Source organism: Pseudomonas sp. SF2 (assembly GCF_036858055.1).
Lineage (GTDB): Bacteria > Pseudomonadota > Gammaproteobacteria > Pseudomonadales > Pseudomonadaceae > Aquipseudomonas.
Genome location: NZ_JAMBDI010000020.1, coordinates 33410 through 58465, shown reverse-complemented (window position 1 = coordinate 58465; position 25056 = coordinate 33410). Strand labels below are relative to the sequence as shown.

Below are 25056 nucleotides of genomic sequence, written 5' to 3'. Positions count from 1 at the left end.
GCGGCGCTCGATCTTCCAGGCGACACACATCCCCAGCCAAGCCCCAGCCCAACCCAGATCCAAAGCCATAACCCTTACTGTCCAAAAAAGGGATACGCCCCCATGCCTTTGCGACAATTCTCCATCCAGTGGAAGATCACCCTGCTCGCCGGCCTCTGCCTGGCCGGCATCGTCACCCTGCTCGTCGGCCTGTCGCTGTACCGCATGGACCACAGCTCGGACCTGGTCAAGGCCAGCAGCATGCAGATGCTGACCGAGTCGGCGCAGTCGCGCATCGAGTCGCAGGGCGAGGTGCAGGCGCTGAACATCCGCCGCCAGTTCATGGACGCCTACCAGTACGGCGCCGGTTTCGCCCGTCAGGTGCTGTTCCTGCGCGAGCAGGCGGAAAAGCGTTTTCTCGATGCCTTCGACCTGCGCGAGGACATGACCCGCCAGGTGCGCGCAGCCTTGCAGGCCAACCCCGACCTGCTCGGCCTGTCGCTGGTGTTCGAGCCCAACGCCCTGGACAACAAGGACAGCCTGTTCGCCGGCAAGGCGGAGCTGGGCAGCAATGAAACCGGGCGCTTCGCCCTGTACTGGTCGCAACCGCGTGTCGGCCAGCTGACGGCCATGGCCTTGCCCGAGCATGACATGGCCAACACCGAGATCGGCCCCAGCGGCCAGCCGGCCAACACCTGGTGGGTGTGCCCGCGCACGTCCGGCAAGGTGTGCGTGGTGGAGCCGTATTTCTATGAAATCGATGGCCAGCAGGTGCTGATGACCAGCATCGTCTTCCCGCTGACGGTCGACGGCAAAGTGATCGCCACCCTGTCCATCGACATCAACCTCAACAGCCTGCAGGCCCTGAGCCAAGAGGCCAGCCGCAGCCTGTACGAAGGCCGCACCACGGTCGGCATCCTCAGCCCGGTCGGCCTGCTGGCCGGCTACAGCGCCGATGCCAGCAAGCTGGCCCAGCGCTTCGACCAGGTCGACACAGCCAAAGGTGCCGAGCTGGTGCGCAAGCTGGCCGATGGCAAGCTGACCATCGTGCACGACCAGCAGCGCCTGAAGGTGCTGGCGGCGTTCCGGCCGATCCCGGACGCCCAGCCCTGGGGCGTGCTGCTGGACGTGCCGGAAAACGCCTTGACCGGGCCGGCCGATGCGCTGAAACAGGAACTGGACGCGCTGAACACCAGCGGTACCCTGCTGGAACTTGGCCTGGGCCTGGCCGCGGCGATTGCCGGCCTGCTGATGGTGTGGCTGATGGCCCGTGGCGTTACCCGGCCGATCCTCGGCGTGGCAAGCATGCTCAAGGACATCGCCAGCGGCGAAGGTGACCTGACCCGCCGCCTGACCTACCAGAAGCAGGATGAACTGGGCGAACTGGCCGGCTGGTTCAACCGTTTCCTCGACAAGCTGCAGCCGACCATCGCCGAGGTCAAACGCTCGGTGCAGGCCGCGCGAGGCACCGCCGACCAGTCTTCGGCAATTGCCACGCAGACCAGCGCCGGCATGGAGCAGCAGTACCGTCAGGTCGACCAGGTGGCCACCGCCTCGCACGAGATGAGCGCCACCGCCCAGGATGTCGCCCGCAGCGCAGCGCAGGCAGCGCAGGCCGCCCGCGACGCCGACCAGGCCACCCGCGAAGGCCTGGCGGTGATCGACCGCACGACCCACAGCATCGATGCCCTGGCCGCCGACATGAGTAATGCCATGGCCGAAGTCCAGGGCCTGGCGCAGAACAGCGAGAAGATCGGTTCGGTGCTGGAGGTGATCCGCTCGATTGCGGAACAGACCAACCTGCTGGCACTCAACGCTGCCATCGAGGCGGCCCGCGCCGGTGAAGCCGGCCGTGGTTTTGCCGTGGTGGCAGATGAGGTACGCAACCTGGCCCAGCGTACCCAGGAGTCGGTGGAAGAAACCCGCCAGGTGATCGAGGCATTGCAGAACGGTACCCGCGAGGTGGTCGGTGCCATGGACAACAGCCACCGCCAGGCCCAGGGCGGCGTGCAGCAGGTTGGCCAGGCCGTCACCGCGCTGCAGCGCATCGGCCAGGCAGTGACGGTAATCACCGACATGAACCTGCAAATCGCTTCGGCCGCCGAGGAGCAAAGCGCGGTGGCCGAGGAAATCAACAGCAACGTGGCGACCATCCGTGATGTCACCGAGTCGCTGTCGGGGCAGGCCAACGAGTCGGCGCGGGTCAGCCAGTCGCTGAACAGTCTGGCCAACCAGCAGCAGGCGCTGATGGACCAGTTCCGCGTGTGAATGGCTCAGGGCCGGCACCTGCCGGCCCTGGCTCAGGCCGCGAACCGGCCGCCGCCGAGGATGCGGTCCAGCAGCACCAACGCACCATGCACATTGGGTCGGGCGCCCATCGGCATCACATCGGTATCCGGTAGGGTGGCATCGTCGTAACCAGACTCCATGACCAACTGGTGCATCTGGTTGCCATTGAGATAGACGTGATGCTGCTCCAGGGCGTAGGACTGAATCAGGCTCAGCGCGCCGCACACCATCGGCGTAGCACTGGAAGTGCCAGCATAGCTGTCTGTGTAGTCCCTGCCCTCACCAGACAAGTCCTGCAAGTCCCCATAGGAAAGCGTGACTACACTATCGCCCCAGGCATTGAGCATGCGGTAAGGGTAATGGTGGTTGGAGTAGGTATGGGGCTTGCCGTCATACGAGCGGCTGGCGCCCACCAGAATGGTGCCCGAATCGCCGTGGTCATTGAAGTAGCGCCAATTGGCCAGATCCACGCCGTGCCCTTCAAAGGTATTTCGTTCTGCAAGGGTCTTGCTGCTGCCATTGGCCGCGGCATTGACCACCACCGCACCGCGCTGGCTCAACTGCTGCATGACGGTCCACCAGGCCTTGTCGTGCAAGGACGGCAGCCGCGTGCTCAGCACGTCGACATTTGCAGCTTGGCGATTGATGCCGACGATGTCCCCGGGTTCTACATTGCGCAGCAGATCCTTGAGCGCCTGGAAATTGCCCTGGGCATCTCTCGCGCGGTTGTTGTACAGGTACAGCTCGCTGTCATGGCTGATCCCCGTGGCGCCGAACCCGTTACGCTTCGCCAGAATGATACCCACTGAAGCAGTGCCATGGCGCGGATCATGGTTTGGCTCAAGCGACACGACGCTCAAGGCCGGGTTGCCACGCAGGTCTTCATGCCCAACATGCAAACCACCGTCGCTGAAGTGAATCCGCGCGCCCTTGCCCGTCACCTTGCCGGCCCAGGCCTTGCGTGCATTAAGGCCCTTCCAGCGGGGGCCGGGCTCGTCGAGGTAGTTCTGGCGTGGTTCGAAGTCGGGCGTGGGTTGGGCATTTTCATCAGCCCTGCTGCCTGCCACCACTGCAGTACCTGTCAGCAAGGTTGCCAACAGCCCCGCCAGCACGAATGCGACAAGGTTTGGTTCCGACGTTACCGGCAACACCTGCATGGATACTACGTAATCCAGCGCGGCCAACGACTTGAGCAATGCCAGATAGGTGTCATTGAGCATGCTGTCAGGCTGGTCGAGGTAATAGTACTGACGGAGTACCTGAAGCCTGTCATCGTCCATTTCATGTTTGTCCAGGACAGGCCTGGGCGCGATCACCGACTTCAGGTTCGGCCAGTAACGCGACAGGGCAGAGCCCGAAGCGGGCTCCAGGTCTCGAAGGAAGTGCTCATACCCCCCGACACTGAACTCGATGACCAGGGTCGGGTACGAGGTGCCTGGTGCCAATAGGGGCAGCGCAGGGTCGGCCACGTCCGCGGACGCCAACGCCCGCTTGCGACGCCCACTATCAGAGGGCAACGGAACCTTGTCCAGCACACTGCGGTTGAGTTCCTCAGCCTTGATGTCGAGTACCAGCGGCGGCATGTCGATGACACCGGCCCCTCCGACAGGCCGGTTCATCGCCCGCGCATGTTCATCCCGCAACACCACCCTTGGCCGAATGGTGTAGACCCCCGCCTCCTCCTCGGCGAGTAATGTGGCTGGGCAGCCGTGGTCACTGAGTTTTCCGGTGTGGGCCTGGGAATAGGCCGAAACCCCTCTGAAGGACACCGGGCCATCAGGGCCGGCCCGTTCCAGTTCGTAGCGAATGCGACCGACCTTGTGCAGGTCTGCGCCACTGCAACGAACGTGTAGCTTTCCATCAAATCGGAAGTTGCGGTAATAGACGAAATTCAAGTCCAGCGTCATCAGGAATGCCTCGCAAAATGTGCTTGCCAAACGGCACTACGCACCTTTGCAAACCGCGGCCCCCGCTGGCAGCAGGAGCCCGTTCCCTACCGCCGTCGGCAAGGCGCGGGAGGGGTCGTCTACACTTGCCCGCACCTACCCCACGGCAACCGACGAGGGCCCTGATGAAGAAAATTCCAACGCTGCTGGCCGGCCTGCTGCTCGCCGTAGGCCTGGCCAGCACCGACAGCGCCGCGTCGGCAGAGCGCAGCGAGCCCATCCACTTTGGCGCCATCGGCTGGGAAAGCGGCGCACTCACCACCGAAATCCTGCGCCTGATCGTCGAGCGTGGGTATGGCTACCCCACCGACACCCTGCCCGGCAGCACGGTCAGCATGGAAGTGGCGCTGGCACGCAACGACCTGCAAGTGATCGCCGAGGAATGGGCCGGGCGCAGCCCTGCCTGGGTCAAGGCAGAAGCGGCCGGACAGGTGTTCGCGCTGGGCGACACGGTCAAGCATGCCGAAGAAGGCTGGTGGGTACCGGCCTATGTGGTCGAAGGCGATGCCACGCGCAAGCTCAAGCCCATGGCACCCGACCTGCGTAGCGTCGATGACCTCAAGCGTTACCCGCAGGTGTTCCGTGACCCCGAGTCGCCCGACAAAGGGCGTTTTCTCAATAGCCCCAGCGGCTGGACATCCGAGACCGTCAACAGCCAGAAACTCAAGGCCTACGGGCTGAGCGACCTGTATACCAACTTCCGCAGCGGTTCCGGGGCCGCCATGGATGCCGAAATCGGCTCGGCCATCCGCCGTGGCCAACCGGTGCTGTTCTACTACTGGAACCCGACCCCGTTGATGGGCCGCTACAAACTCATACGCCTGGAAGAGCCGCCGTTCGATGCCCAGGCCTGGGCGACCCTCACCGATGCCGGAAACCCCAAGCCCAAGGGCAGCCGCTCGCTGCCGGCCAAATTGTCGATTGGCGTGTCCAAGGCCTTTCGTGACGGCTACCCGGAGCTGGTGAGCGTGTTCGAGCGGGTCGACCTGCCCATCGACCGCCTCAACAAGGCACTGGCCGACATGAGCGAAAAACGCACGCCGCCCCGCGATGCTGCCCTCACCTTCCTGCGCGATAACCGCGAGGTGTGGAAAGCCTGGTTGCCTGCGGACATTGCCACCAAGGTCGAGGGCAGCCTGTGAGCGGCGGCTTCCCCCAAAGCCTGCAGTTCTCCTTTGCCGACAGCGTCAACCGGCTGGTCGACTGGCTGGTGCTGAACTACGGCGATCACCTGCGCAGCCTCTCTGACCAGTTGCTGCAACTGCTGGTCGGCCTGGAAACCCTGCTGCGCCTGCTGCCGTGGTGGCTGCTGCTATTGCTGACAGGCCTGCTCGCCTGGCATGCCAGCCGCAGCTTGCTGCGCAGCGCGGTACTGGTGGCGCTGCTGGCCCTGATCGGCATGCTCGGGTTGTGGGACAAACTGCTGCAGACCATGGCTTTGGTGCTGGTCAGTACCGGCCTCTGCGTGCTGGTGGGCGTGCCGCTGGGCATCCTGCTGGCTGCTCGGCCGCTGGCGAAGCGGTTGCTGTTGCCGGTACTGGATGTGATGCAGACATTGCCGGCCTTCGTTTACCTGATTCCGGTGCTGATGCTGTTCGGCCTGGGCAAGGTGCCCGCCGTGTTCGCCACGCTGATCTATGCCCTGCCACCGCTGGTGCGGCTGACCGAACTGGGCCTGAGCCAGATCGACCCTTCGCTGCTGCAAGCCGCCCATGGCCTGGGGGCCAGCCGCTGGCAGCGGCTGCGGCGCATCGCCCTGCCCCTGGCGCTGCCGAGCATCATGGCCGGGCTCAACCAGTCGGTGATGATGGCCCTGTCGATGGTGGTGGTGGCTTCGATGATCGGCGCCCGCGGGCTGGGCGAGGACGTGCTGTCGGGGATCCAGACCCTGAATGTCGGTCAAGGCGTCGAGGCCGGGCTGGCGATTGTCGCCCTGGCCATGGTGATCGACCGGATCAGCCAGGCCTATGGGCGTAATGCACGTTGAACAGCGTTGCCTGCCCGGCCCTGTCGCCGGCCAGCCACCACCGGTGAAGTACCTGTGGGAGCTGGCTTGCCGGCGATAGGGCCGGGCCTGACAATGCAGCCCTGTCAGCTTGAAACCGGACCCATCCGCATGTCCCTCAAAGCCCTGCGCACCCTGGTGACCATCGCCCGCCACGGCACCTTCGCCCGTGCCGCCGACCTGCTCAGCCTCACCCCTTCGGCGGTGAGCCTGCACATCAAGACCCTCGAAGACGAGCTACAGGTGACCTTGTTCGACCGCAGCCGCAGGCAGGTGGCGCTGACCGAAGCCGGCCAGTTGGCGGTGGCCCGCGCCGAGACCATCCTGGGGGCCTACGACGAGCTGGCCGACGCCCTGGCCAGCGGGCCGAGCCTGCGCGGCCGCCTGCGCCTGGGGGCGATCCACACGGTGCTGGCCCGGCGCCTGCCCAAGGCGCTGGTGTGGATAAAGGCGCACCACCCACAGCTGCATGTCAGCGTGGCCTCAGGCATGTCGGCAGAGCTGGCACGGCGGGTGGAAGACGGCGAACTCGATGCAGCGATCACCACCGAGCCGGTCAGCCCCTACCCGCAGAGCCTGGACTTCACGCCGTTGTTCGAAGACCGCTTCTGGGCCATCGCCAGCCCCGACCTGGCCGGGCAAAGCGTGCCACAGTTGCTGGCCAGCCAGCCGTTCCTGCGTTTCGACAAGCGTGCCTGGGCCGGGCGACAGATCGAGCAGGAACTGCGCCGGCAGCATTTGCAGGTAAGCGAGCAGATGGAGCTGGACAGCCAGGAAGCGCTGGCGCGCATGGCGGTGATGGGCCTGGGCGTGGCGATCATCCCCATGGCCGATGACGACCTGCAACGTTTGCCACCGGCCACCTGCCTGCCGTTTGGCGAACCGCAACTGACTCGGCGGGTGGTGTTGCTGGAGCATGAGAAGAGCCAGCGGCGGCATTTGAGTGCGGTATTGAAGACTGCGCTGGAGGCGTGAGACTGCCGGGGGCGCAAAGCGCCCCCAGAGCAAACATGCATTTTTCCTCAACAGTCAGTAAAGAAAACAACGTTTTTACAGATCGATCCGCACCAGTAGTCTGTGCCCCGTACCCGACCACGGAACGTCGATCATGCTCCACTTGCTGCTGACCACCCTGCTGCCGATCATCCTGCTGATTGCCCTGGGCACTTTCCTGCGCCTGCGCGGCTTCCTCGCCGATAACTTCTGGCCCGGCGCCGAGCGCCTGAGCTATTACGTATTGCTGCCGTCGCTGTTCCTCCACGGTCTGGCCACCGCCAACCTCGATGGCGTACCGGTGCTGGGCATGGTCGCCGTGCTGATGCTCTCGACCCTGGCCGGGGCCGTGCTGCTGGTGCTCTACCAGGGTGCAATGAACCACGATGGCGCCGACTTCACCTCGGTGTTCCAGGGCGGCATCCGCTTCAACAACTACATCGGCGCCACCCTTGCAGCCGGTATCTACGGCAGCGCCGGCATCGCCCTGGCGGCGGTGGCCAACGCTGCCATCGTGCCCTTGGTCAACCTGCTTTGCGTACTGGTGTTCGCCCGTTTCAGCGCCCGCCATAGCTCACCAGGCACAGTGCTGCGGGCGATCTTCGCCAACCCCTTGATCGTTGGTTGCGCCGGTGGGTTGCTGCTGCGCGCCAGCGGGCTAGGCTTGCCAGCAGGTATCGAACCTACGGTCAAGGCCTTGGGCCAGGCCGCCCTGCCGCTGGGCCTGCTGTGCGTCGGCGCCGCCCTGGGTGGCGCCCGCCTGGGCCAACAGGTGCACCCGCTGATGGCGGCGTCGGCATTCAAGTTCCTGATCATGCCGCTGACCACCTGGGCCCTGTGCCGCATGCTTGGCCTGGGTGGCCAGGCAGCGGTGGTAGCGGTGCTGTTCCAGGCACTGCCGACCGCGTCATCTTCCTATGTGATGGCCCGGCAAATGGGCGGTAACGCACCGCTGATGGCCACCATCATCGCCCTGCAGACCGTGGTGGCTGCCGCCACCCTGCCTTTGGTACTCATGCTTGCGCTTGGCTAGACTGTGACGGCTGCAAGGTACGGTGTGATACGAATGATTACCAAGTCATCGCACTTTTCCGCCGACCAGTGGTCTACTCCCTCTTTTGCCGCCAGCAACGAATGCCGGCGATTTCATTGCTTTGCACGATCCCGGGCCAAAAGCCCTGGGCTTGTGTAGGATGAGCAGCGCAAACCACGACGCTGCCAGTCATAGGGAGATCCACATGCGCGTCCTGTCATCCGTTGCCGCCTTGTCGCTGGGCCTGGTCGTCTCGACCGGGGCACTGGCTGCCACCGGCGAAGAGGCGCAACTGATCGATTCGATCAATGTCTACCGCAGCAAGGCCCAGCCCTGCGGTGGCGAAGCGTCGTTGGAGCTGCCGCCGCTCAACAGCGATACCCGTCTGGCGCTGTCGCCAGAGGGTACCCGCGACCTGCAGCAGGCCATGACCCGCGCCGCCTACCCAATGGTCAACGTGCAGGCCATCAGCCTGTCGGGGCCGCGTGATGCGCGCGCTGCCATGCATGCCATCGAAGAGAGCTTCTGCCAGGTGGTGCTCGACCCACAGTTCGTCGATATCGGCGTCAGCCAGGAAGGCCGCGACTGGCGCATCGTGCTGGCGCGGCCGCTGCTCAGCGGCCGCCTGGGCGACTGGCAGGCCGAGGGGCAGAAGGTGCTGCAGGAAATCAATGCCGCGCGCAAGGTACCGCGCCAATGCGGTGGCCAGCCCTTCGCCGCCGCCCCCGCGCTGAGCTGGAGCACGGTGCTGGCCGGGGTCGCCGCCAACCACACCCGGGCCATGGCCAACCAGAACTTCTTCGACCACATCGACAAGGATGGCCGCACCCCCGGTGACCGGGCAGAACTGGCCGGCTACCTGTACCAGCAGATCGGCGAAAACATCGCCGCCGGGCGTGACACTGCGCGCAAGGTGGTCGATGGCTGGCTGGATAGCCCGGGGCATTGCGCGACGCTGATGAACCCGGACTTCCGTGAACTGGGCGCTGCGTATGCGGTGGACCCGAAGAGTGATGCGGGGATTTACTGGACCGGGTTGTTCGGGACGCCGCAGTAAACCCGCTTTCATAGGACTCATTGAATTAGCAGGGTCCCTGTGGGAGCGGCTTCAGCCGCGAACACCGGCGCAGCCGGTGCCATGCAGCGCGGTGGCTTCTTCGCGGGTAAACCCGCTCCCACAGGGTACGTGGACCGCTTGTGAATTCAGCTTTCTACGTGACAGCGCAGTTCACGGGCCGTGCAACCAAACCGTCGCCGCACGCACTTGCCCAGGTAACTGGCATCGCCCAAGCCCACTTCATCGGCAATCTGCGCCAGGCTGTGGCTGGAGTTGAGCAAGCGCCAGCGCGCCTGTTGCAAGCGCATCTCCAGCCACCAGGCCTTGGCGCTCATGCCATGGCTGGCGTGAAACTGCCGGTCCAGCTGGCGCCGGCTGATGCCCAGCTCCGCCGCCAGTTGCTCCACCGCCAACGGCGTACCCAGGTGATGACGCATCAACGCCTGCGCGCGCTGCACCTGCCGCCCCTGCCCGGTCCCCTGCTCCAGCGAGCGCAAGGCATGGCGGCTATCGCGGGTTTCGTCCACCAGCATGTCGGCCAGGCCCTTGAGCGCCCGGGTCCGCCCGCAGGCGCGTGACAACAGCGCAACGGCCAGGTCGATGGCCGCGGTGCCACCGGCGCAGGTGATGCGGCTACCGTCGATGCAATACAGCTGCTCACTCAGCACCTGTAGGTGAGGGAAAGCCGCACGAAATTCGGCTTCGTGGCGCCAGTGCACCACCACCTTGTGCCCCTGCAGCAATCCGCAGGCGGCCAACAGGAAGGCGCCGTTGTCGACGCCCACCAGCTTGACGCCCGCTTTGCCGGCCTGCCGGAGCAAGGCCTTGTAGCGAGGCGCCAGTGCGGCAGTGGCCATGGCATTGCGCCCGCCGAACACCACCAGGTAGTCGAAACTGGCCAGCTCAAGCTGGCCAGCCATGGCCTCGACCTGCACCACCGCGCCACTGCTCGACGGCACCGGGTCGAGGCTTAGCCCTGCCACGGTCCAGCTGCAGTAGCGCTGCTGGCTGTAGTCCTCGTCGTCGGCGCTGAAACGCAACTTGTCGAGAAAGGCACCGAACGGCAGCAGGGCAAAATCCGGTAACGGCAAGATCAGCAAGCGGATATCGGGCTGCATGGCATTGCGTCCAGGAACAACCATTAAATGTCCAGATCATACCCTTTCTGAATGAAGCCGGCGCCATAGACTGGCGCCCTCCTTACCAACAAGGCACTTCCCACCATGGCACTCGACACCTGGCTCATTTACCTGCTGGCCAGCATCGGCCTGTCGCTGACCCCAGGCCCCAACAGCCTGCTGGCCCTGACCCACGGTGCGCTGTATGGCACACGCCGGACGTTGTTCACCATCGTCGGCGGGGTATTTGGCTTCAGCGCCCTGATCGCCTTGGCCATGTTCGGCCTCAGCGCGTTGCTGCAGACCTCGGCCTCGGTGCTGAGCGTGCTCAAATGGGTGGGTGGTGCCTATCTGATCTGGCTGGGTATCCAGCTGTGGCGCAGCCCGGGCCTGTACCTGGAACTGACCGCGCAAAGCGCGCGGCTGGGCAATGCCGGCCTGTTCCGCCAAGGCCTGCTGTCGGCCATGGCCAACCCTAAGGTGTTGCTGTTCTATGGTGCTTTCCTGCCGCAGTTCATCGACCCGCAGCGTGGGTTGCTGTTGCAGTTCGTGGTGATGGCGACAACCTTTGCCTGCGTCGAGTTCCTGGTCGAATACCTGCTGGCACGCCTGGCGTTTCGCATCCGGCCATGGCTGGCCAAGGGCGGCAAAGGCTTCAACCGCTGCTGCGGCAGCCTGTTTGCCTTGATTGGTGTGGCATTGCCGCTTGGGCGATAGCGTCTGATACAGGCGTGTGCAGTTTTTTGTGGGAGCGGCCTTGCGTCGCGAAAGGGGTGCGAAGCGCCCCCAGGATCTTCGCATCACTGCAAAATTGCTGGCTCCGCTTGCTACCGTTCAACCCCGGCGCGCGTTGGCCAGGAAGATGAGCAAGGCCACGCCCGGTAACCCCGCCCCCACCAGCGCCACACCTTGCCAGCCAAACTGGCTGAACAGCGCACTGGCCACCGCCGACCCCTGCGCCCCGCAGGTACAGGGCGTTGATGCTGTCATTGGCCGCGCCAGGGTCGCCCTTTCTGCCCATAGCGAAAGCGCAGGCAGGTCATCCAGGCGGTCGCTGAGGTCGATGTCCAGCTCCAGCGCCGGGTGCTGCGCCAGAAACGGCCCCAGGTGCGGGGCGATGACCCGCCTGCCGAACTCCACCGGCAAGCACACTGGCGGGTGGAGCGGTTGAGCAAGGTGGCGCCCAACGCCGTTTCCAGGGCATCGCCCAGGCGCGTCACCGACGATGTCGCCAGCCCAAGCCGGCGGGCGGCGGCAGAAAAGCCCTGAGCATCGACGGTGGCCACGAACATCTTCATCGCCAGGAGTTTGTCCATTTGCTGCCCGTCTTTCAAATCTCGGAAAGCTCTTACAAACAGCCGGGCGGGTCAGGAAGCGCGGTGCGCGGCAATTGCGTCCATAGTGGAACTACCCCCATCCAGACGAGGCTTTCCATGACACCGACCAACCTGCTGACCACACTGCCCCCTTGCGACCCCACCTGCGCCGAACAGGTCGACGAGCTGCTCAGCCGCCCGGGCGTGCGCGTTGAGCGCATTGTTTCCAGCGGCCAGGCCAGCCCGCCTGGTTTCTGGTACGACCAGGCCGAAGGTGAATGGATCGTGCTGCTCAGTGGAGCCGCCGGCCTGCGCTTCGAGCACGAGAGCCACACCCGCCTGCTGGCGCCGGGCGATTGCCTGGACATCCCGCCGCACTATCGCCACCGCGTGGAATGGACCGCTCCCGGCACAGCCACCGTCTGGCTGGCGGTGTTCTACAGCAGCGCCACTCCGTGGCCAGCGTGAACCCGGTCATTCCCTGTCCGGCTAAAGTCGAATGCAGGTTACACAACCGGCATGAACACCCTGATTACTGCAATTTTAAGCACCTGATCTAGACTTTTAGCCACACCTTGACGAGTTCATCCCTGCGACAATCCGCCCCACAAAATTATGTACCAACTTGTTAATTAGCAAGCTAAGAGATTACACTGCGCGCATTCCACCTGCTGAGATCCCTGGCATGAAAGAAACACCGCGCGCCTCTGGCGCCACAAACATCATCCTGGTCGGCCTGGGCGTGATCATCGCCCTGCTCGGCCTGCTCCTGGCTGCGGGCGGCGTCAAGCTGGCCGGCCTGGGCGGTTCCTGGTACTTCCTGACCGGCGGCCTGGCCATGGCCATCGCCGGTGTCCTTATCGCTCGCCGCAAGCCGGCTGGCGCCTGGCTGTACGCGGCGTTCCTGGTCGGTACTGCCATCTGGGCGCTGGTCGACGCTGGCCTGGTGTTCTGGCCGCTGTTCTCGCGCCTGTTCATGTTCGGCGCAATCGGCATGGTGGTGGCGCTGGTCTACCCGCTGCTGGCCCGTGCCAACGGCGCCAGCACCGGCCGTGGTGCCTATGGCGTTGCCGGGGTGATGGCCGTGGTGCTGGTGATCGCCGCCGGCAACATGTTCGTTGCCCACCCCAGCGTCGCCCCCACCGGCAAAGGCCCGGGCATGACCCCGGTCGAGGCCGACAAAGCGCAGAAGGACTGGGCCCACTACGGCAACACCGAAGGTGGCAGCCGCTTCGCCGCGCTGGACCAGATCAACCGCGACAACGTCAACAAGCTGAAAGTGGCCTGGACCTACCGCACCGGTGACGTGGCCCTCAGCGACGGCAACGGTGCCGAGGACCAGCTGACCCCGCTGCAGGTCGGCAACAAGGTGTTCATCTGCACCCCGCACAACAACCTGATCGCCCTCGATGCCGACACCGGCAAGGAGCTGTGGAAGAACGCGATCAACGCCCAGTCCAAGGTCTGGCAGCGTTGCCGTGGCATGGCCTACTTCGACGCCACAGCCGCCATCGCCCAGCCGACCCAGCCGAACAGTTCGCCGATCACCGTTGCGAGCGTACCGGCCGGTGCCAACTGCCAGCGTCGCCTGCTGACCAACACCATCGACGGCCGCCTGATCGCCGTCGACGCCGACACCGGCGAGTTCTGCCAGGGCTTCGGCAACAACGGCCAGGTCGACCTCAAGGCCGGCCTGGGGAATGTACCGGACTCCTACTACCAGCTGTCCTCGGCACCGCTGATGGCCGGTACCACGGTGGTGGTCGGCGGCCGCGTCGCCGACAACGTCCAGACCGACATGCCAGGCGGCGTGATCCGTGGTTTCGACGTGATCACGGGTGAAATGCGCTGGGCCTTCGACCCTGGCAACCCGGAGGATCGCCAGGCGCCGCAGGGCGACAGCACCTATGTGCGCAGCACCCCCAACAGCTGGGCGCCAATGTCCTACGACCCGGCGATGAACACCGTGTTCCTGCCGATGGGCTCGTCGTCCACCGACATCTACGGTGTTGAACGCAGCAAGCTGGACCATACCTACGGCGCTTCGGTACTGGCCCTGGACGCCACCACCGGCAACCAGAAGTGGGTGTTCCAGACCGTGCACAACGACCTGTGGGACTTCGACCTGCCAATGCAGCCGAGCCTGATCGACTTCACCAAGGACGACGGCCAGTCGGTCCCTGCGGTGGTGATCGGCACCAAGGCCGGGCAGATCTACGTGCTCGACCGTGCCACCGGCAAGCCACTGACCCAGGTCGACGAAGTACCGGTCAAGCCAGGCAACATCCCTGACGAGCCGTACTCGCCAACCCAGCCGAAGTCGGTGGGCATGCCGCAGATCGGCGCGCAGACCCTGACCGAGTCGGACATGTGGGGCGCGACCCCGTACGACCAGCTGCTGTGCCGCATCAACTTCAAGAAGATGCGCTACGACGGCCTGTACACCGCGCCAGGCACCGACCTGTCGCTGAGCTTCCCGGGGTCGCTGGGTGGCATGAACTGGGGCAGCATCTCCACCGACCCGGTACATGGTTTCATCTTCGTCAACGACATGCGCCTGGGCCTGTGGATCCAGATGATCCCGTCGCAGAACAAGGGCAATGCTGCTTCCGGTGGCGAAGCGCTGAACACCGGCATGGGCGCAGTACCGCTCAAGGGCACCCCGTATGCGGTGAACAAGAACCGCTTCCTGTCGGTGGCCGGCATTCCGTGCCAGGCGCCGCCATTCGGCACCCTGACCGCCATCGACATGAAAACCCGCCAGGTGGCGTGGCAGGTACCGGTAGGCACCGTTGAAGACACAGGCCCGCTCGGCATCCGCATGCACCTGCCGATCAAGATCGGCCTGCCGACCCTCGGCGGCACCCTGTCGACCCAGGGCGGCCTGGTGTTCATCGCCGGCACCCAGGACTTCTACCTGCGCGCCTACGACAGCAGCAACGGCAACGAAATCTGGAAAGCTCGCCTGCCAGTGGGCAGCCAGGGCGGCCCGATGACCTACGTCTCGCCGAAGACCGGCAAACAGTACGTGGTGATCACTGCTGGCGGCGCGCGCCAGTCGACTGACCGTGGCGACTACGTGATTTCTTACGCCTTGCCGTAAGACCGCGTCGCCTTCTTCGCGGGTAAACCCTCCCACAGGATAAGCACTGCCCTTACTGATGGTGCAGTCCCTGTGGGAGCGGGTTCACCCGCGAAGAGGCCCAAGAAGACAACCCGAGATTCAGCAATGCCATCCGCAATTCGCATCACACCCACCCTGCTCCTGGCCCTGGCCAGCACTTCTGCCCTGGCCGACGGCGACCTGATGACCCGCAGCACCCTGACCGGTGACTGGGGCGGCCTGCGTCACCAGCTGGAAGAAGACGGCGTCAGGTTCACCGGCGACTACAGCGGCGAAACCGCCTACAACGCCCATGGCGGCCTGCACCGTTCGGCGCGCTACTCGCAAAACCTGAAACTGGGCGTGCAGTTCGACCTGTCGAAACTGTATGGCCTGGACAACGGCGGCAAGGTCCAGCTGACCATCAACGACCGCCGCGGCAATAGCGCCTCGGAAGACCTGGTGGGCAACCGCCTGCCGATCCAGGAAAACTTCGGCGGCCTGTACACCCGCCTGACCGAACTGAGCTACGAGCGTACCCTGTTCACCCCGGCACTCAACGTCAAGCTCGGCTACATGGCCATGGGCAACGACCTCGGTGGCCTGGACAGCGGCATCCTGTGCAACTTCATGAACGCCGGCTTCTGCGGCCACCCGCTGAACATGTCTGGCGGCAGTGGCTGGACCAACTACCCCAATGCCCACCTGGGCGTGCGGGTGAAGTACGACCTGTCGCCGTCCTGGCAGCTGCGTGTGGCAGCGTTCAACGTCGACCCGGAAAGCAACGGCAACTCCAGCCGCGCCTGGCACCTGGGCCCCAAGCACACCACCGGCACCGTGGTACCGGTAGAGCTGGTGTACAAGCTGCAGGGCGAGCTGCCTGGCGAGTACAAACTGGGCTATTACTACGACAGCTCCGACGTGAAGCGCATCGGCAGCGACGAGGAAGTGTCCGGCCGTGGCGGCCACTACCTGCTGGTCGACCAGGCCGTGTGGAACGACCAGGGCTCGCCGGGCCGCAGCCTGCATGCCTTCGGCCAGTACTCGGCGTCGAGCAAGGCTGCCTCACCGTTCACCAAGTGGTATGGCGCCGGCGTGGTGCTGTACAAGCCGTTCGCAAGCCGCCCGAAGGATACCGTGGCGCTGGGCTATGGCCGTGCCGTGCCCAACCCGCGTAGCCGCGACGTGCTGGAAGATGCCGCGCTCAATGCCGGGCAGCCGTTCCCCGACATCGACAGCGCCGAGCAGTTGGTCGAGCTGAGCTATGGCTACCAGGCCACGCCGTGGCTGAACCTGCGCCCGGATGTGCAGTACATCATCGAACCGGGCGCGTTCTCCGGGAAGGACATCGACAACGCGCTGGTGGTTGGCCTGCAGGTCAAGGCTACCTTCTGAATACCCGGGGCCGCGCTGCGGCCCATTCGCGGGTGAACCCGCTCCCACAGGTACTGCACAGGCCTTGAGACTGACGAGATCCTGTGGGAGCGGGTTTACCCGCGAAGAGGCCAGCGCAATCAACCCTGCCTGAGGTAGTCCACCAGCCTCAGCAACATGGCATCACACCCCCGCAACTGCTCGACACTGACGAACTCATCCGGCTTGTGCCCCTGGTCCATGCTCCCTGGCCCACACACAACAGTCGGGATCCCTGCCTGGTCGAACAGCCCGCCTTCAGTACCAAACGCCACCGTACCGAACTGATCCGAGCCACTGAGCAACGCCACCAGGCGAGCCGCCTCACTATCCGCCGGCGTGGCCAGCCCCGGATACGCACTCAACGGCTGCAGGCGAATGGCGCTGGTCGCATTGACCCTGCGCATACGCGGCAGCAATTCAGCCTCGGCATAGGTCTGCAGCTGGTCGGCCACTGCCTGCGCCTCGAACCCCGGCAAGGCCCGCACTTCGAAATCGAACTCGCATTCCGCCGGCACGATGTTCAGTGCCCTGCCCCCTTTGATCACACCGGTCTGCACAGTGGAGAACGGTGGGTCGAAGCGTTCGTCGTGATGCGCCGGCAATGCCAGGGCATCGCCGATCTCACCCAGCTTGCCGATCAGCTTCGCCGCATACTCGATGGCATTCACCCCATAGGGCGCATACGCCGAGTGGCACGCCGCACCCTGCACCTGGCAGCGCATCGCCAGCTTGCCTTTGTGCCCCAGCACCGGCTTGAGCTCGGTGGGCTCGCCAATCAGGCACAGCCGCGGCTTGTGCGGACGCTGCTCGAGCGCGGCCAGCATCGAGCGCACACCCAGGCAGCCGACTTCTTCGTCATAGGAGAACGCCAGGTGCACCGGCAGGCGCAACGGTTGGGCAAGGAACGCGGGCACAGCCGCCAGTACCGAAGCGATGAAGCCCTTCATGTCAGCCGTGCCACGGCCATACAGGCGCCCGTCGCGTTCACTCAGGGCAAACGGCTCGACCGTCCAGGCCTGGCCGTCCACCGGCACCACATCGGTATGCCCGGACAGCACCACGCCGCCAACGTCCCTGGGGCCGATGGTGGCGAACAGGTTGGCCTTGGTACCCTCCGGGTTATGGAACAACTCGCTCTGCACGCCCAACCCGGCCAGGTAGTCGCGGATGAAGGCAATCAGTTCAAGGTTGGAATCCCGGCTGACCGTGGCAAAGCCGATCAGCCGGGCCAGCAGCGCGCGGCTGGCAAATTCATTCATCGCCCGGCACCCCGTAGCTTGGCGCGGCAGTCGGGTTGAGGGCACGGGTGACGTAATCCTGCATCTGCGGCCGGTACGCCTGCCACAGGCCATCGAGTGCAGCGATCGGGTCCGTCTCGGCCCAGTCCACGCGCAGGTCCACCAGCGGCCAGGTCAGCTCGCCGGCGATCTTCAACGCCGCCGAGTGCACCGGCCCGGCCTCGCCGCCTGCGGCCATCGCCGCGTGCATGGCGGCCAGCAGGCGGTCGGCCAGATGCCCGCCGGCTTGTTCAAAGGCCTGTACCATTGCCTCGATCACCTGGGTCGAGGCCAACAGGTTGCCTGCCGCCGCGCATTGCTCACCGACCACGGCGTGGTGCGTGCCCAGGGCTTCCTTACCGGTGAACAGCGCCACCTGGCCATGGCTGTCGATCACCGTGACCTGGCGGTACTCGCTCCAGCCATTGGCGCTCAGCACCCGGTCCAGCGCTGCGGCAGGTGGCAACTGCCCCTGTTCCAGGGCATCGAGAATCTGCGGGCCCAGCGCCGGCAAGGTGATGTTCTGGGTGGCGACCGCGCCCACACCGGCACGTACCCACGGGCAGCGGGCGCCCACGGCGATGCTCGAAGAGCTGATGGCAATACCGACCTGGCCGGTTTCCTGGCAACGACCAATGATGGAAAAAGTCATGTCATGGTTCCTGTTGTGCTGTGCGATGTACGGCATTCTGGGTGGAACCTTCCGGCAGGCGAAACGACCTTTTTCCGAGGGTTTGCCGAGGAAAAAACTATGACCACGAAGCGCTTGAAAAAAGCGCCGGCAAAACCGCCCCTGGAACCGCTGCAGGCGGCAGGATTCAAGGCCTTCGCCGTTTTATCGGCAAGCCCCAGCTAAATACTATTTTCGCCATTTCCACAGCATCCCTAGTCTGGCCCCAGGCAACGGCGGTCCTCCAAACCGACCTGACAAAAACCGCCTGAACAAGGGCTCGGACATGACACTGAACAACCTCGAAATCGACACCCTCGTCGTCGGCGCCGGCCAGGCCGGCGTGGCCATGAGCGAACACCTGAGCAAGCTTGGCGTGCCGCACCTGGTGCTGGAGCGCAAGCGTATCGCCGAGGCCTGGCGCACTGGCCGCTGGGACTCGCTGGTAGCCAACGGCCCGGCCTGGCACGACCGCTTCCCGGGGCTGGAATTCAACCTCGACGCCGATGCCTTCGCCGGCAAGGATCAGGTGGCCGACTACTTCGAGCAGTACGTACGCAAGTACAATCTGCCCGTACGCACCGGCATCGAAGTGAAGAAAGTGCTGCGCAACAGCGACCGCCCCGGTTTTACCATCGAAACCAATGAAGGCGTGATTCGCGCCAACCGCGTGGTCGCCGCCACCGGGCCGTTCCAGAAGCCGGTGATCCCGGCCATCGCGCCGAAAGACAGCAACCTGCACCAGATCCACTCCGCCGCCTATTACAACCCCGAGCAACTGCCCGAAGGCGCTGTGCTGGTGGTAGGCGCCGGTTCCTCCGGCGTACAGATCGCCGAAGAACTGATGCGTGCCGGGCGCCAGGTGTACCTCTCGGTCGGCGCCCACGATCGCCCGCCACGCGCTTACCGCAACCGCGACTTCTGCTGGTGGCTGGGCGTGCTGGGTGAGTGGGATGCGGAAATCGCCAAGCCTGGCCGCGAGCACGTGACCATTGCCGTCAGTGGCGCCCGTGGCGGCCACACCGTGGACTTCCGCGCCCTCGCCCACCAGGGCATGACCCTGGTCGGCCTGACCCAGTCGTTCGACAACGGCGTGGCGCGCTTCCAGGACAACCTGGTCGAAAACATCAACCGCGGCGACGACAACTACCTGGCCCTGCTCGATGCCGCCGATGCCTACATCGAACGCAATGGCCTGGACCTGCCGGAAGAGCCCGAAGCCCGCAAACGCCTGGCAGACCCGGAGTGCATGCGCAACCCGCTGCAGCAGCTGGACCTGGCCAAGGCCGGTGTCACCAGCATCATCTGGGCCACCGGTTACGGCGTCGACTTCAGCTGGCTGCAAGTAGACACCTTCGACGCCAACGGCAAGCCCCAGCACCAACGCGGCGTGGCCCGCGAGCCGGGCGTGTACTTCCTTGGCCTGCCGTGGCTGTCGCGCCGCGGCTCGTCGTTCATCTGGGGCGTGTGGCACGACGCCAAGCACGTCGCCGGCCACATCGCCACGCAACGCACCTATGCCGCCTACCGCGACCGCGAACAACGCGCAGCGGATGAGCAGCAACAGCCCAAGATCAGCAACGTCAGCACCCTCGGAGCCCACTGATGCCTACCCATACCCGCATCCGCATGTTCAACACCAAGGCCACCTACCCCAACCAGACCCTGGACAACGACCTGTGCCAGGCGGTGCGCGCCGGCAACACTATCTACGTGCGCGGCCAGGTCGGCACCGACTTCGAAGGCAACCTGGTGGGCCTGGGTGACCCACGGGCGCAGGCCGAGCAGGCGATGAAGAACGTCAAGCAACTACTCGAAGAAGCCGGCTCGGACCTGTCGCACATCGTCAAGACCACCACCTACATCACCGACCCGCGCTTCCGCGAGCCGGTGTACAAGGAGGTGGGCAAGTGGCTCAAGGGGGTGTTCCCGATTTCCACCGGGCTGGTGGTGGCCGGGTTGGCCCAGGCCGAATGGCTGATGGAGATCGACGTGATCGCGGTGGTGCCTGATTCGGTCTGATCGGCTTTTTATGCGGTCAATTGCAGAAGCGGCCTTGTGTCGCGATGGGCAGCGCAGCCCATCGCGACACAAGGCCGCTCCTGAAAGAGTCAGCGCAAGACCTGGCGATAAATGCAAAACAACTTCAGCTCACGCCGCCCGTGGTAAAGCCGAACAGCCGTCGTGGGGTGTCCCACATCACACTGCGACGCAGCCGGGCGTCCGGCATCAAGCGTTCCGCCAATTTCAGCAGCGGACCGTAGTCCACTCGTGAGCGCTGGCGAATGAACGGCCAGTCCGAACCCCATACACAACCCTGCGCACCAAAGGCTTCGAGCAGCGCGTGCACGTAGGCACGGCTTTGCTCCAGCAATGCATCGGCCGCGGCGAACTTCTGCATACCCGACAGCTTCACCCAGGCCCGGCCACTATCGGCCAGCCGCAGCAGGGCGCGGAAACCATGCTGCTGCACACCAGCCGCCACATCTGGCCGGCCGCAATGGTCGATCAGCAGGCGCGCACGTGAGCCCTGCAGCAGGCCACGCAGGTCCGGCAACTGGTCTTTGCACACCTGGACCTGCGCGAACAGATCGAGTTCGGCGAGCTTGCCGAACAGCCCTTCAACGCCCTTGAGGCTGGCGACCCCGTACAGCGCGGGGTTGAAGGCGATACCGACTACCCCTTGCGCCTGCAGTGCGGCCAGCGCGTCGAGGCCGATATCCGGCTCGACCACTGCTATGCCCTTGAACCGCCCCTGCCCGCTGGCCAGCGCATGCAGCAGGCAGCGATTGTCAGTGTGGTAGCCGCTGTTGGCCCCCACCAGCAAGGCGTGCTGTACACCGTAGGCGTCCATCACACGGCTGAACTGTTCCTGGGTGGCAACCTCCTGACCGGAAGGTGCATAGGGAGCATCGGGGTGGTAAGGGAAACGCGCAGGGTCAAACAGATGGTTATGGCAATCAATCTTCGCTTCATCAAAGATGCTCACGCAGCACTCCCCGGCAGATGTTGTTATCGTAAGCCACAAGGGCGATCAGGCTGGGCTCAGAGTACTGCGTAGTGCAAAGGTGGCGCTCATACCCAGATGGCGCAGACCATAACCTAAGGTAATACACATGTTGCCTGGCAACGAAGGCACGGACGCCAGCCCGATGGTGTTCAAACTGCGGCACATGGAAGTGTTCCGGGCAGTGATGCTGACCGGTTCGATCAGCGCGGCGGCCAAGCTGCTGGATGTGTCGCAGCCGGCGGTGAGCAAGCTGATCCAGTACATCGAAGGGCGCCTGGCCTACCCGCTGTTCGAGCGCATCAACAACCGCCTGGTGCCGACGGCAGAAGCGCAGGTGCTGTTCCGCGAAGTCGAGCGAGTGTACCAGGCAGCGCTGGAGGTCAACGAGTGCGCCGTGGCACTGGCCGCCGGCGGCCAGCGCAAGCTGCGCATCTCGTGCAGCGCGTCGTTGTCCACGGTAGTCATCCCGATCGCCCTGGCCCAGCTCAAGCGTGAGTCACCGTCGCTGAACATCGAATGGCAGACCTCGCTAATGGGCGAAATGCCCAACCAGATCCTGTCGAAGAAGGTCGACCTGTCTATTGCCGCCCTGCCGGTGGTGCATGACCACCTGCATTCGCAGGCGTTCATGCGTGGGCGCATGGTGGTGGTGATGCCACCCGGCCACCCTCTGGCCGGGCAACCCGAACTGACCTTGCAACAGCTGGAGGGCCATGCCTTGCTGCTGTTCCGGCCCGACATGCCGTTTGGCAAACTGCTGGCCGAGCATATCGGGCGCTGCGGGGTGCAGCTGAAATCACTGTTGTCGTTTACCAATGCCAACGAGGCAGTTGCCTTGGTCAAGCAAGGCATGGGCATCAGCGTGATCGACGAGTTCGTCGCGCAGGACAGCGGGCTCGCGGTGGTACCACTGGCCGACGAGATTCACTTCGATATCAGCTTTGTCTATTCACGGTTCGAGCCGCCGTCACATGCAGCGATGCATTTGATGCGGGTGCTGCTGGGCCAGGCGCAGAAGCTTGGGCGGGCGATTGTAGGCTGAGGCCTTTGGGGCAGACGCGATTCCTGGGGGAGCAACAGTCTTGTGTAACCTGTCAGGCCTCATCGCCGGCAAGCCAGCTCCCACAGGGATAGCACAGCCCTTGAGGCCAATACAGTTGCGGCGTCGATCATGGGGAAAGCCCTGCGGCGGTGTAAATAGGACTATTTCCAATTTACACCATGCCGCAGAACCAAGCGGCTTGTTACCTGTCAGGCAATCGCCGCATCCACCAGCACCTGTGCTTCCTGCACCAGGCGCTGCAGGTGCGCCTCGTCGATGAAGCTTTCGGCGTAGATCTTGTAGATGTCCTCGGTGCCCGACGGGCGCGCGGCGAACCAGCCATTGGCGGTCATCACCTTCAGCCCGCCAATCGCCTGGCCGTTGCCCGGTGCATGGCTGAGGATCTGCACGATCGGCTCACCCGCCAGCTCGGTCGACTTCACCTGCTCCGGCGCCAGCTTGCTCAGCAAAGCCTTCTGCCGGGCATCGGCCTTGGCTTCGACACGGGTGGCGAACGGCTTGCCCAGCGCCTCGGTCAGGTCGGCGTAGGCCTGGCTCGGGTTGCGCCCGGTGCGGGCGGTCATTTCGGCGGCCAGCAAGGCCGGGATCAGCCCGTCCTTGTCGGTAGCCCAGACCGAGCCATCACGGCGCAGGAACGAAGCCCCCGCACTTTCCTCGCCACCAAAGCCCAGCGAGCCGTCGAACAGGCCCTGGGCGAAGAACTTGAAGCCCACCGGCACTTCGTAGAGCTCGCGGCCCAAGCGCTGAGTGACGCGGTCGATCAGGCCGCTGGACACCACCGTCTTGCCGACGGCGGCATCGCTGCGCCATTGCGGGCGGTGGCGATACAGGTAGTCGATGGCCACGGCCAGGTAGTTGTTCGGCTGCAGCAGGCCATCCGGGGTGACGATGCCATGGCGGTCGTGGTCCGGGTCGCAGGCGAAGGCCACGTCGAAGCGTTCGCGCAGGCCGATCAGGCCCTGCATGGCGTATGGCGAGGACGGGTCCATGCGGATCTGGCCGTCCCAGTCGACGGTCATGAAGCGGAAGGTCGGGTCGACCTCGGTGTTCACCACTTCCAGATCCAGCTGGTAATGCTCGGCGATCGCCGACCAGTAGCGCACCCCTGCCCCGCCCAACGGGTCGACGCCCAGGCGCAGCTTGGCGCCGCGGATGACGTCGAAGTCGATAACGTTTTCCAGGTCGGCCACGTAGTTGCTCACGTAGTCGTGGCGCTGGGTGGTGGATGCCTGTAGCGCCTGGGCATGGTCCATGCGCTTGACCCCCGCCAGGTCAGCGGCCAGCAGTTCGTTGGCCTTGGCCTCGATCCACTTGGTCACGTCGCTGTCGGCCGGGCCGCCATTGGGTGGGTTGTACTTGAAGCCACCGCTTTGCGGCGGGTTGTGCGACGGGGTGATGACGATGCCGTCGGCCAGGCCCTGCGCGCGGCCACGGTTATGGCAGAGGATGGCGTGGGATACCGCCGGCGTCGGCGTGTATTCGTCATCCTTGGACAGCATCACCTGCACGCTATTGGCCGCCAGCACTTCCAGGGCGCTGGCGGTGGCCGGTGCCGACAGCGCGTGGGTATCGGCGCCGATGAACAGCGGGCCGTCGATGCCCTTCTCCTGGCGATACAGGCAGATGGCCTGGGTAATGGCCAGGACGTGGTACTCGTTGAAACTCAATTCAAGCGAAGTGCCCCGGTGCCCCGAGGTGCCGAAGGCCACGCGCTGGGCCGCCACGGCAGCGTCGGGGCGGCCGGTGTAGTAGGCGGTGAGCAGTCGGGGAATATCGACCAGCACGCTGGCCGGAGCCGGCTTGCCTGCCAAAGGACTGAGCGTCATGCAGAAACCTCGAGTTCAACGAATGTTGGTGTTGGAGCGTGCAGTGTACTGAGAGTTGCAAGAGCGCGCGATGGGCGGCAGCAAAGAATCAGTGAGCACACCGCACACCCTGTGGGGCGGCTTTAGCCGCGAAGAATCCAACGCGGTGCCTGCTTCGCGGGCTCGCCCGCTCCCACAATGGACCCGCGCATGCCCCTCATCTCTGTAATGACCGTCTAGAGTGGTACCCATACACCCGAAAACGAGGCCCCATGGCTTTTCACCGCCTGACCCGCACCCACCCGCGCCTGAGCATCGCCACCGTGGTCGGCCTGCTCGGCGGCTGGCTGATCCCCGCCAGCGACAGCGTGCAGCACATCCTCGCCGGCTGGAACCTGGGCGTGTGGCTGTACCTGGCGCTAGTGCTTTACCTGAGCTACAGCGCCAGCCCGGAAAAGGTGCGCAAGGTCGCCCGCGTCGAAGACGAAAACGCCGGCCTGGTCCTGCTCACCGTGTGCATCGCCGCCATCGCCAGCCTCGCCGCCGTCACCCTGCAACTGGTGTCCAGCCGTGGCCTGCAAGGCACGGCGCTGGCCCTGCACTACCTCTACACCGGCCTGACCGTGGCCGGCTCCTGGCTGTTGATAGGCTGTATTTTCAGCCTGCACTACGCGCGGCTGTTCTATACCGGACAAAACCACGAACCGCCAATGCGCTTCGCCGATGGCGAACGCAACCCCGATTACTGGGATTTCCACTACTTCTCGTTCACCATCAGCGTGGCGGTACAAACCTCCGACGTGGGCGTTGCCGGGCGGGGGCTGCGACGGGTAGTGCTGGCGCATTCGCTGGTGGGGTTTGTTTTCAATACCGCGATTCTAGGATTCACCATCAACATCGCAGCTGGGCTATTAGGTTGATGACCTGCCAGTTTTGCCAGTAGACGCCAGGTTAACCAATAGAAAAAATCAAAAGC

The 25056-nt window shown here is 64.6% G+C and carries 20 protein-coding genes and 3 pseudogenes; 15 read left to right on the top strand and 8 right to left on the bottom strand.

Going from position 1 to position 25056, the window contains the following annotated elements; all coding sequences use genetic code 11:
• Positions 1 to 102: 102 nt before the first annotated feature.
• Both M2S36_RS25115 and M2S36_RS25110 read left to right on the top strand, forming a co-directional pair.
• Positions 103 to 1389, top strand: a pseudogene (locus M2S36_RS25115) (PDC sensor domain-containing protein); the annotation flags it as partial.
• A gap of 102 nt (positions 1390 to 1491) precedes the next feature.
• Entirely contained in the window at positions 1492 to 2247 is a 756-nt protein-coding gene (locus M2S36_RS25110) for a methyl-accepting chemotaxis protein (RefSeq protein ID WP_370464244.1), read from the top strand.
• Positions 2248 to 2279: 32 nt separating this feature from the next.
• Here the strand turns inward: M2S36_RS25110 and M2S36_RS13095 are convergent, their stop codons facing one another.
• Positions 2280 to 4175, bottom strand: a complete 1896-nt coding sequence (locus tag M2S36_RS13095) for a S8 family peptidase (RefSeq protein WP_233688289.1) — start codon at positions 4173 to 4175, stop codon at positions 2280 to 2282.
• Positions 4176 to 4339: 164 nt separating this feature from the next.
• Here M2S36_RS13095 and M2S36_RS13090 point away from each other — a divergent pair, with 164 nt between their 5' ends.
• The 5 genes from M2S36_RS13090 (at position 4340) to M2S36_RS13070 (ending at position 9302) form a co-directional block, all read left to right on the top strand.
• Positions 4340 to 5356, top strand: coding sequence for an ABC transporter substrate-binding protein (locus tag M2S36_RS13090; protein WP_207833188.1), 1017 nt, complete (start codon positions 4340 to 4342; stop codon positions 5354 to 5356).
• A complete protein-coding gene (locus tag M2S36_RS13085) occupies positions 5353 to 6201 on the top strand; it encodes an ABC transporter permease (protein ID WP_233688288.1) in 849 nt (282 codons plus the stop codon). Before M2S36_RS13090 ends, M2S36_RS13085 begins: the two co-directional genes overlap by 4 nt.
• A 129-nt stretch (positions 6202 to 6330) precedes the next feature.
• A complete protein-coding gene (locus M2S36_RS13080) occupies positions 6331 to 7194 on the top strand; it encodes a LysR family transcriptional regulator (protein ID WP_233688287.1) in 864 nt (287 codons plus the stop codon).
• A gap of 133 nt (positions 7195 to 7327) precedes the next feature.
• Positions 7328 to 8245, top strand: coding sequence for an AEC family transporter (locus M2S36_RS13075; RefSeq protein ID WP_233688286.1), 918 nt, complete (start codon positions 7328 to 7330; stop codon positions 8243 to 8245).
• A 205-nt stretch (positions 8246 to 8450) separates the two neighbouring features.
• Entirely contained in the window at positions 8451 to 9302 is an 852-nt protein-coding gene (locus M2S36_RS13070; RefSeq protein ID WP_085623371.1) for a CAP domain-containing protein, read from the top strand.
• Between the two features lie 146 nt (positions 9303 to 9448).
• On the opposite strand, the gene M2S36_RS13065 is transcribed toward M2S36_RS13070, so the two are convergent.
• Positions 9449 to 10420, bottom strand: coding sequence for a GlxA family transcriptional regulator (locus M2S36_RS13065; RefSeq protein WP_233688285.1), 972 nt, complete (start codon positions 10418 to 10420; stop codon positions 9449 to 9451).
• Positions 10421 to 10525: 105 nt separating this feature from the next.
• Between M2S36_RS13065 and M2S36_RS13060 the strand changes: the two genes are divergently transcribed.
• Positions 10526 to 11137, top strand: a complete 612-nt coding sequence (locus tag M2S36_RS13060; RefSeq protein WP_233688284.1) for a LysE family translocator — start codon at positions 10526 to 10528, stop codon at positions 11135 to 11137.
• Positions 11138 to 11254: 117 nt separating this feature from the next.
• Here the strand turns inward: M2S36_RS13060 and M2S36_RS13055 are convergent.
• Together M2S36_RS13055 and M2S36_RS13050 are read right to left on the bottom strand one after the other, a co-directional pair.
• Positions 11255 to 11383, bottom strand: a pseudogene (locus tag M2S36_RS13055) (MFS transporter); the annotation flags it as partial.
• Positions 11384 to 11455: 72 nt separating this feature from the next.
• Positions 11456 to 11736 (bottom strand): annotated as a pseudogene (locus tag M2S36_RS13050) (LysR family transcriptional regulator); the annotation flags it as partial.
• 117 nt (positions 11737 to 11853) lie between these two features.
• Between M2S36_RS13050 and M2S36_RS13045 the strand changes: the two are divergent.
• The 3 genes from M2S36_RS13045 (at position 11854) to M2S36_RS13035 (ending at position 16234) form a co-directional block, all read left to right on the top strand.
• Positions 11854 to 12204, top strand: coding sequence for a cupin (locus M2S36_RS13045; protein ID WP_233688283.1), 351 nt, complete (start codon positions 11854 to 11856; stop codon positions 12202 to 12204).
• A 217-nt stretch (positions 12205 to 12421) separates the two neighbouring features.
• Positions 12422 to 14839, top strand: coding sequence for a glucose/quinate/shikimate family membrane-bound PQQ-dependent dehydrogenase (locus M2S36_RS13040; RefSeq protein WP_063914359.1), 2418 nt, complete (start codon positions 12422 to 12424; stop codon positions 14837 to 14839).
• A gap of 126 nt (positions 14840 to 14965) precedes the next feature.
• Positions 14966 to 16234, top strand: a complete 1269-nt coding sequence (locus tag M2S36_RS13035; RefSeq protein ID WP_233688282.1) for a carbohydrate porin — start codon at positions 14966 to 14968, stop codon at positions 16232 to 16234.
• 119 nt (positions 16235 to 16353) lie between these two features.
• Here the strand turns inward: M2S36_RS13035 and argE are convergent, their stop codons facing one another.
• Together argE and M2S36_RS13025 are read right to left on the bottom strand one after the other, a co-directional pair.
• Entirely contained in the window at positions 16354 to 17514 is a 1161-nt protein-coding gene (argE, locus tag M2S36_RS13030; protein WP_207837748.1) for an acetylornithine deacetylase, read from the bottom strand.
• Positions 17507 to 18184 carry a DUF1028 domain-containing protein gene (locus M2S36_RS13025; protein WP_207837746.1) on the bottom strand — a complete coding sequence of 226 codons (678 nt, stop codon included), beginning with the start codon at positions 18182 to 18184 and terminating at the stop codon, positions 17507 to 17509. The genes argE and M2S36_RS13025 overlap by 8 nt, the downstream gene beginning before the upstream one ends.
• Before the next feature lie 304 nt (positions 18185 to 18488).
• Here M2S36_RS13025 and M2S36_RS13020 point away from each other — a divergent pair, with 304 nt between their 5' ends.
• Positions 18489 to 19808 (top strand): flavin-containing monooxygenase, encoded by a 1320-nt coding sequence (locus tag M2S36_RS13020; protein WP_207837744.1) that lies wholly within the window; start codon positions 18489 to 18491, stop codon positions 19806 to 19808.
• A complete protein-coding gene (locus tag M2S36_RS13015) occupies positions 19808 to 20224 on the top strand; it encodes a RidA family protein (RefSeq protein ID WP_015270679.1) in 417 nt (138 codons plus the stop codon). Before M2S36_RS13020 ends, M2S36_RS13015 begins: the two co-directional genes overlap by 1 nt.
• A gap of 124 nt (positions 20225 to 20348) precedes the next feature.
• Here M2S36_RS13015 and M2S36_RS13010 read toward each other — a convergent pair whose 3' ends face one another.
• Positions 20349 to 21191: an amidohydrolase family protein gene (locus M2S36_RS13010; protein ID WP_207837743.1), complete on the bottom strand. Its 843-nt coding sequence runs from the start codon at positions 21189 to 21191 to the stop codon at positions 20349 to 20351.
• Between the two features lie 127 nt (positions 21192 to 21318).
• Here M2S36_RS13010 and M2S36_RS13005 point away from each other — a divergent pair, with 127 nt between their 5' ends.
• A complete protein-coding gene (locus tag M2S36_RS13005) occupies positions 21319 to 22254 on the top strand; it encodes a LysR family transcriptional regulator (protein WP_333957248.1) in 936 nt (311 codons plus the stop codon).
• Between the two features lie 209 nt (positions 22255 to 22463).
• Here M2S36_RS13005 and pgm read toward each other — a convergent pair whose 3' ends face one another.
• Positions 22464 to 24101, bottom strand: a complete 1638-nt coding sequence (gene pgm / locus M2S36_RS13000) for a phosphoglucomutase (alpha-D-glucose-1,6-bisphosphate-dependent) (protein WP_233688281.1) — start codon at positions 24099 to 24101, stop codon at positions 22464 to 22466.
• Positions 24102 to 24352: 251 nt separating this feature from the next.
• Between pgm and M2S36_RS12995 the strand changes: the two genes are divergently transcribed.
• Positions 24353 to 25000: a DUF1345 domain-containing protein gene (locus M2S36_RS12995; protein ID WP_333957247.1), complete on the top strand. Its 648-nt coding sequence runs from the start codon at positions 24353 to 24355 to the stop codon at positions 24998 to 25000.
• The last annotated feature ends 56 nt before the right edge of the window (positions 25001 to 25056 follow it).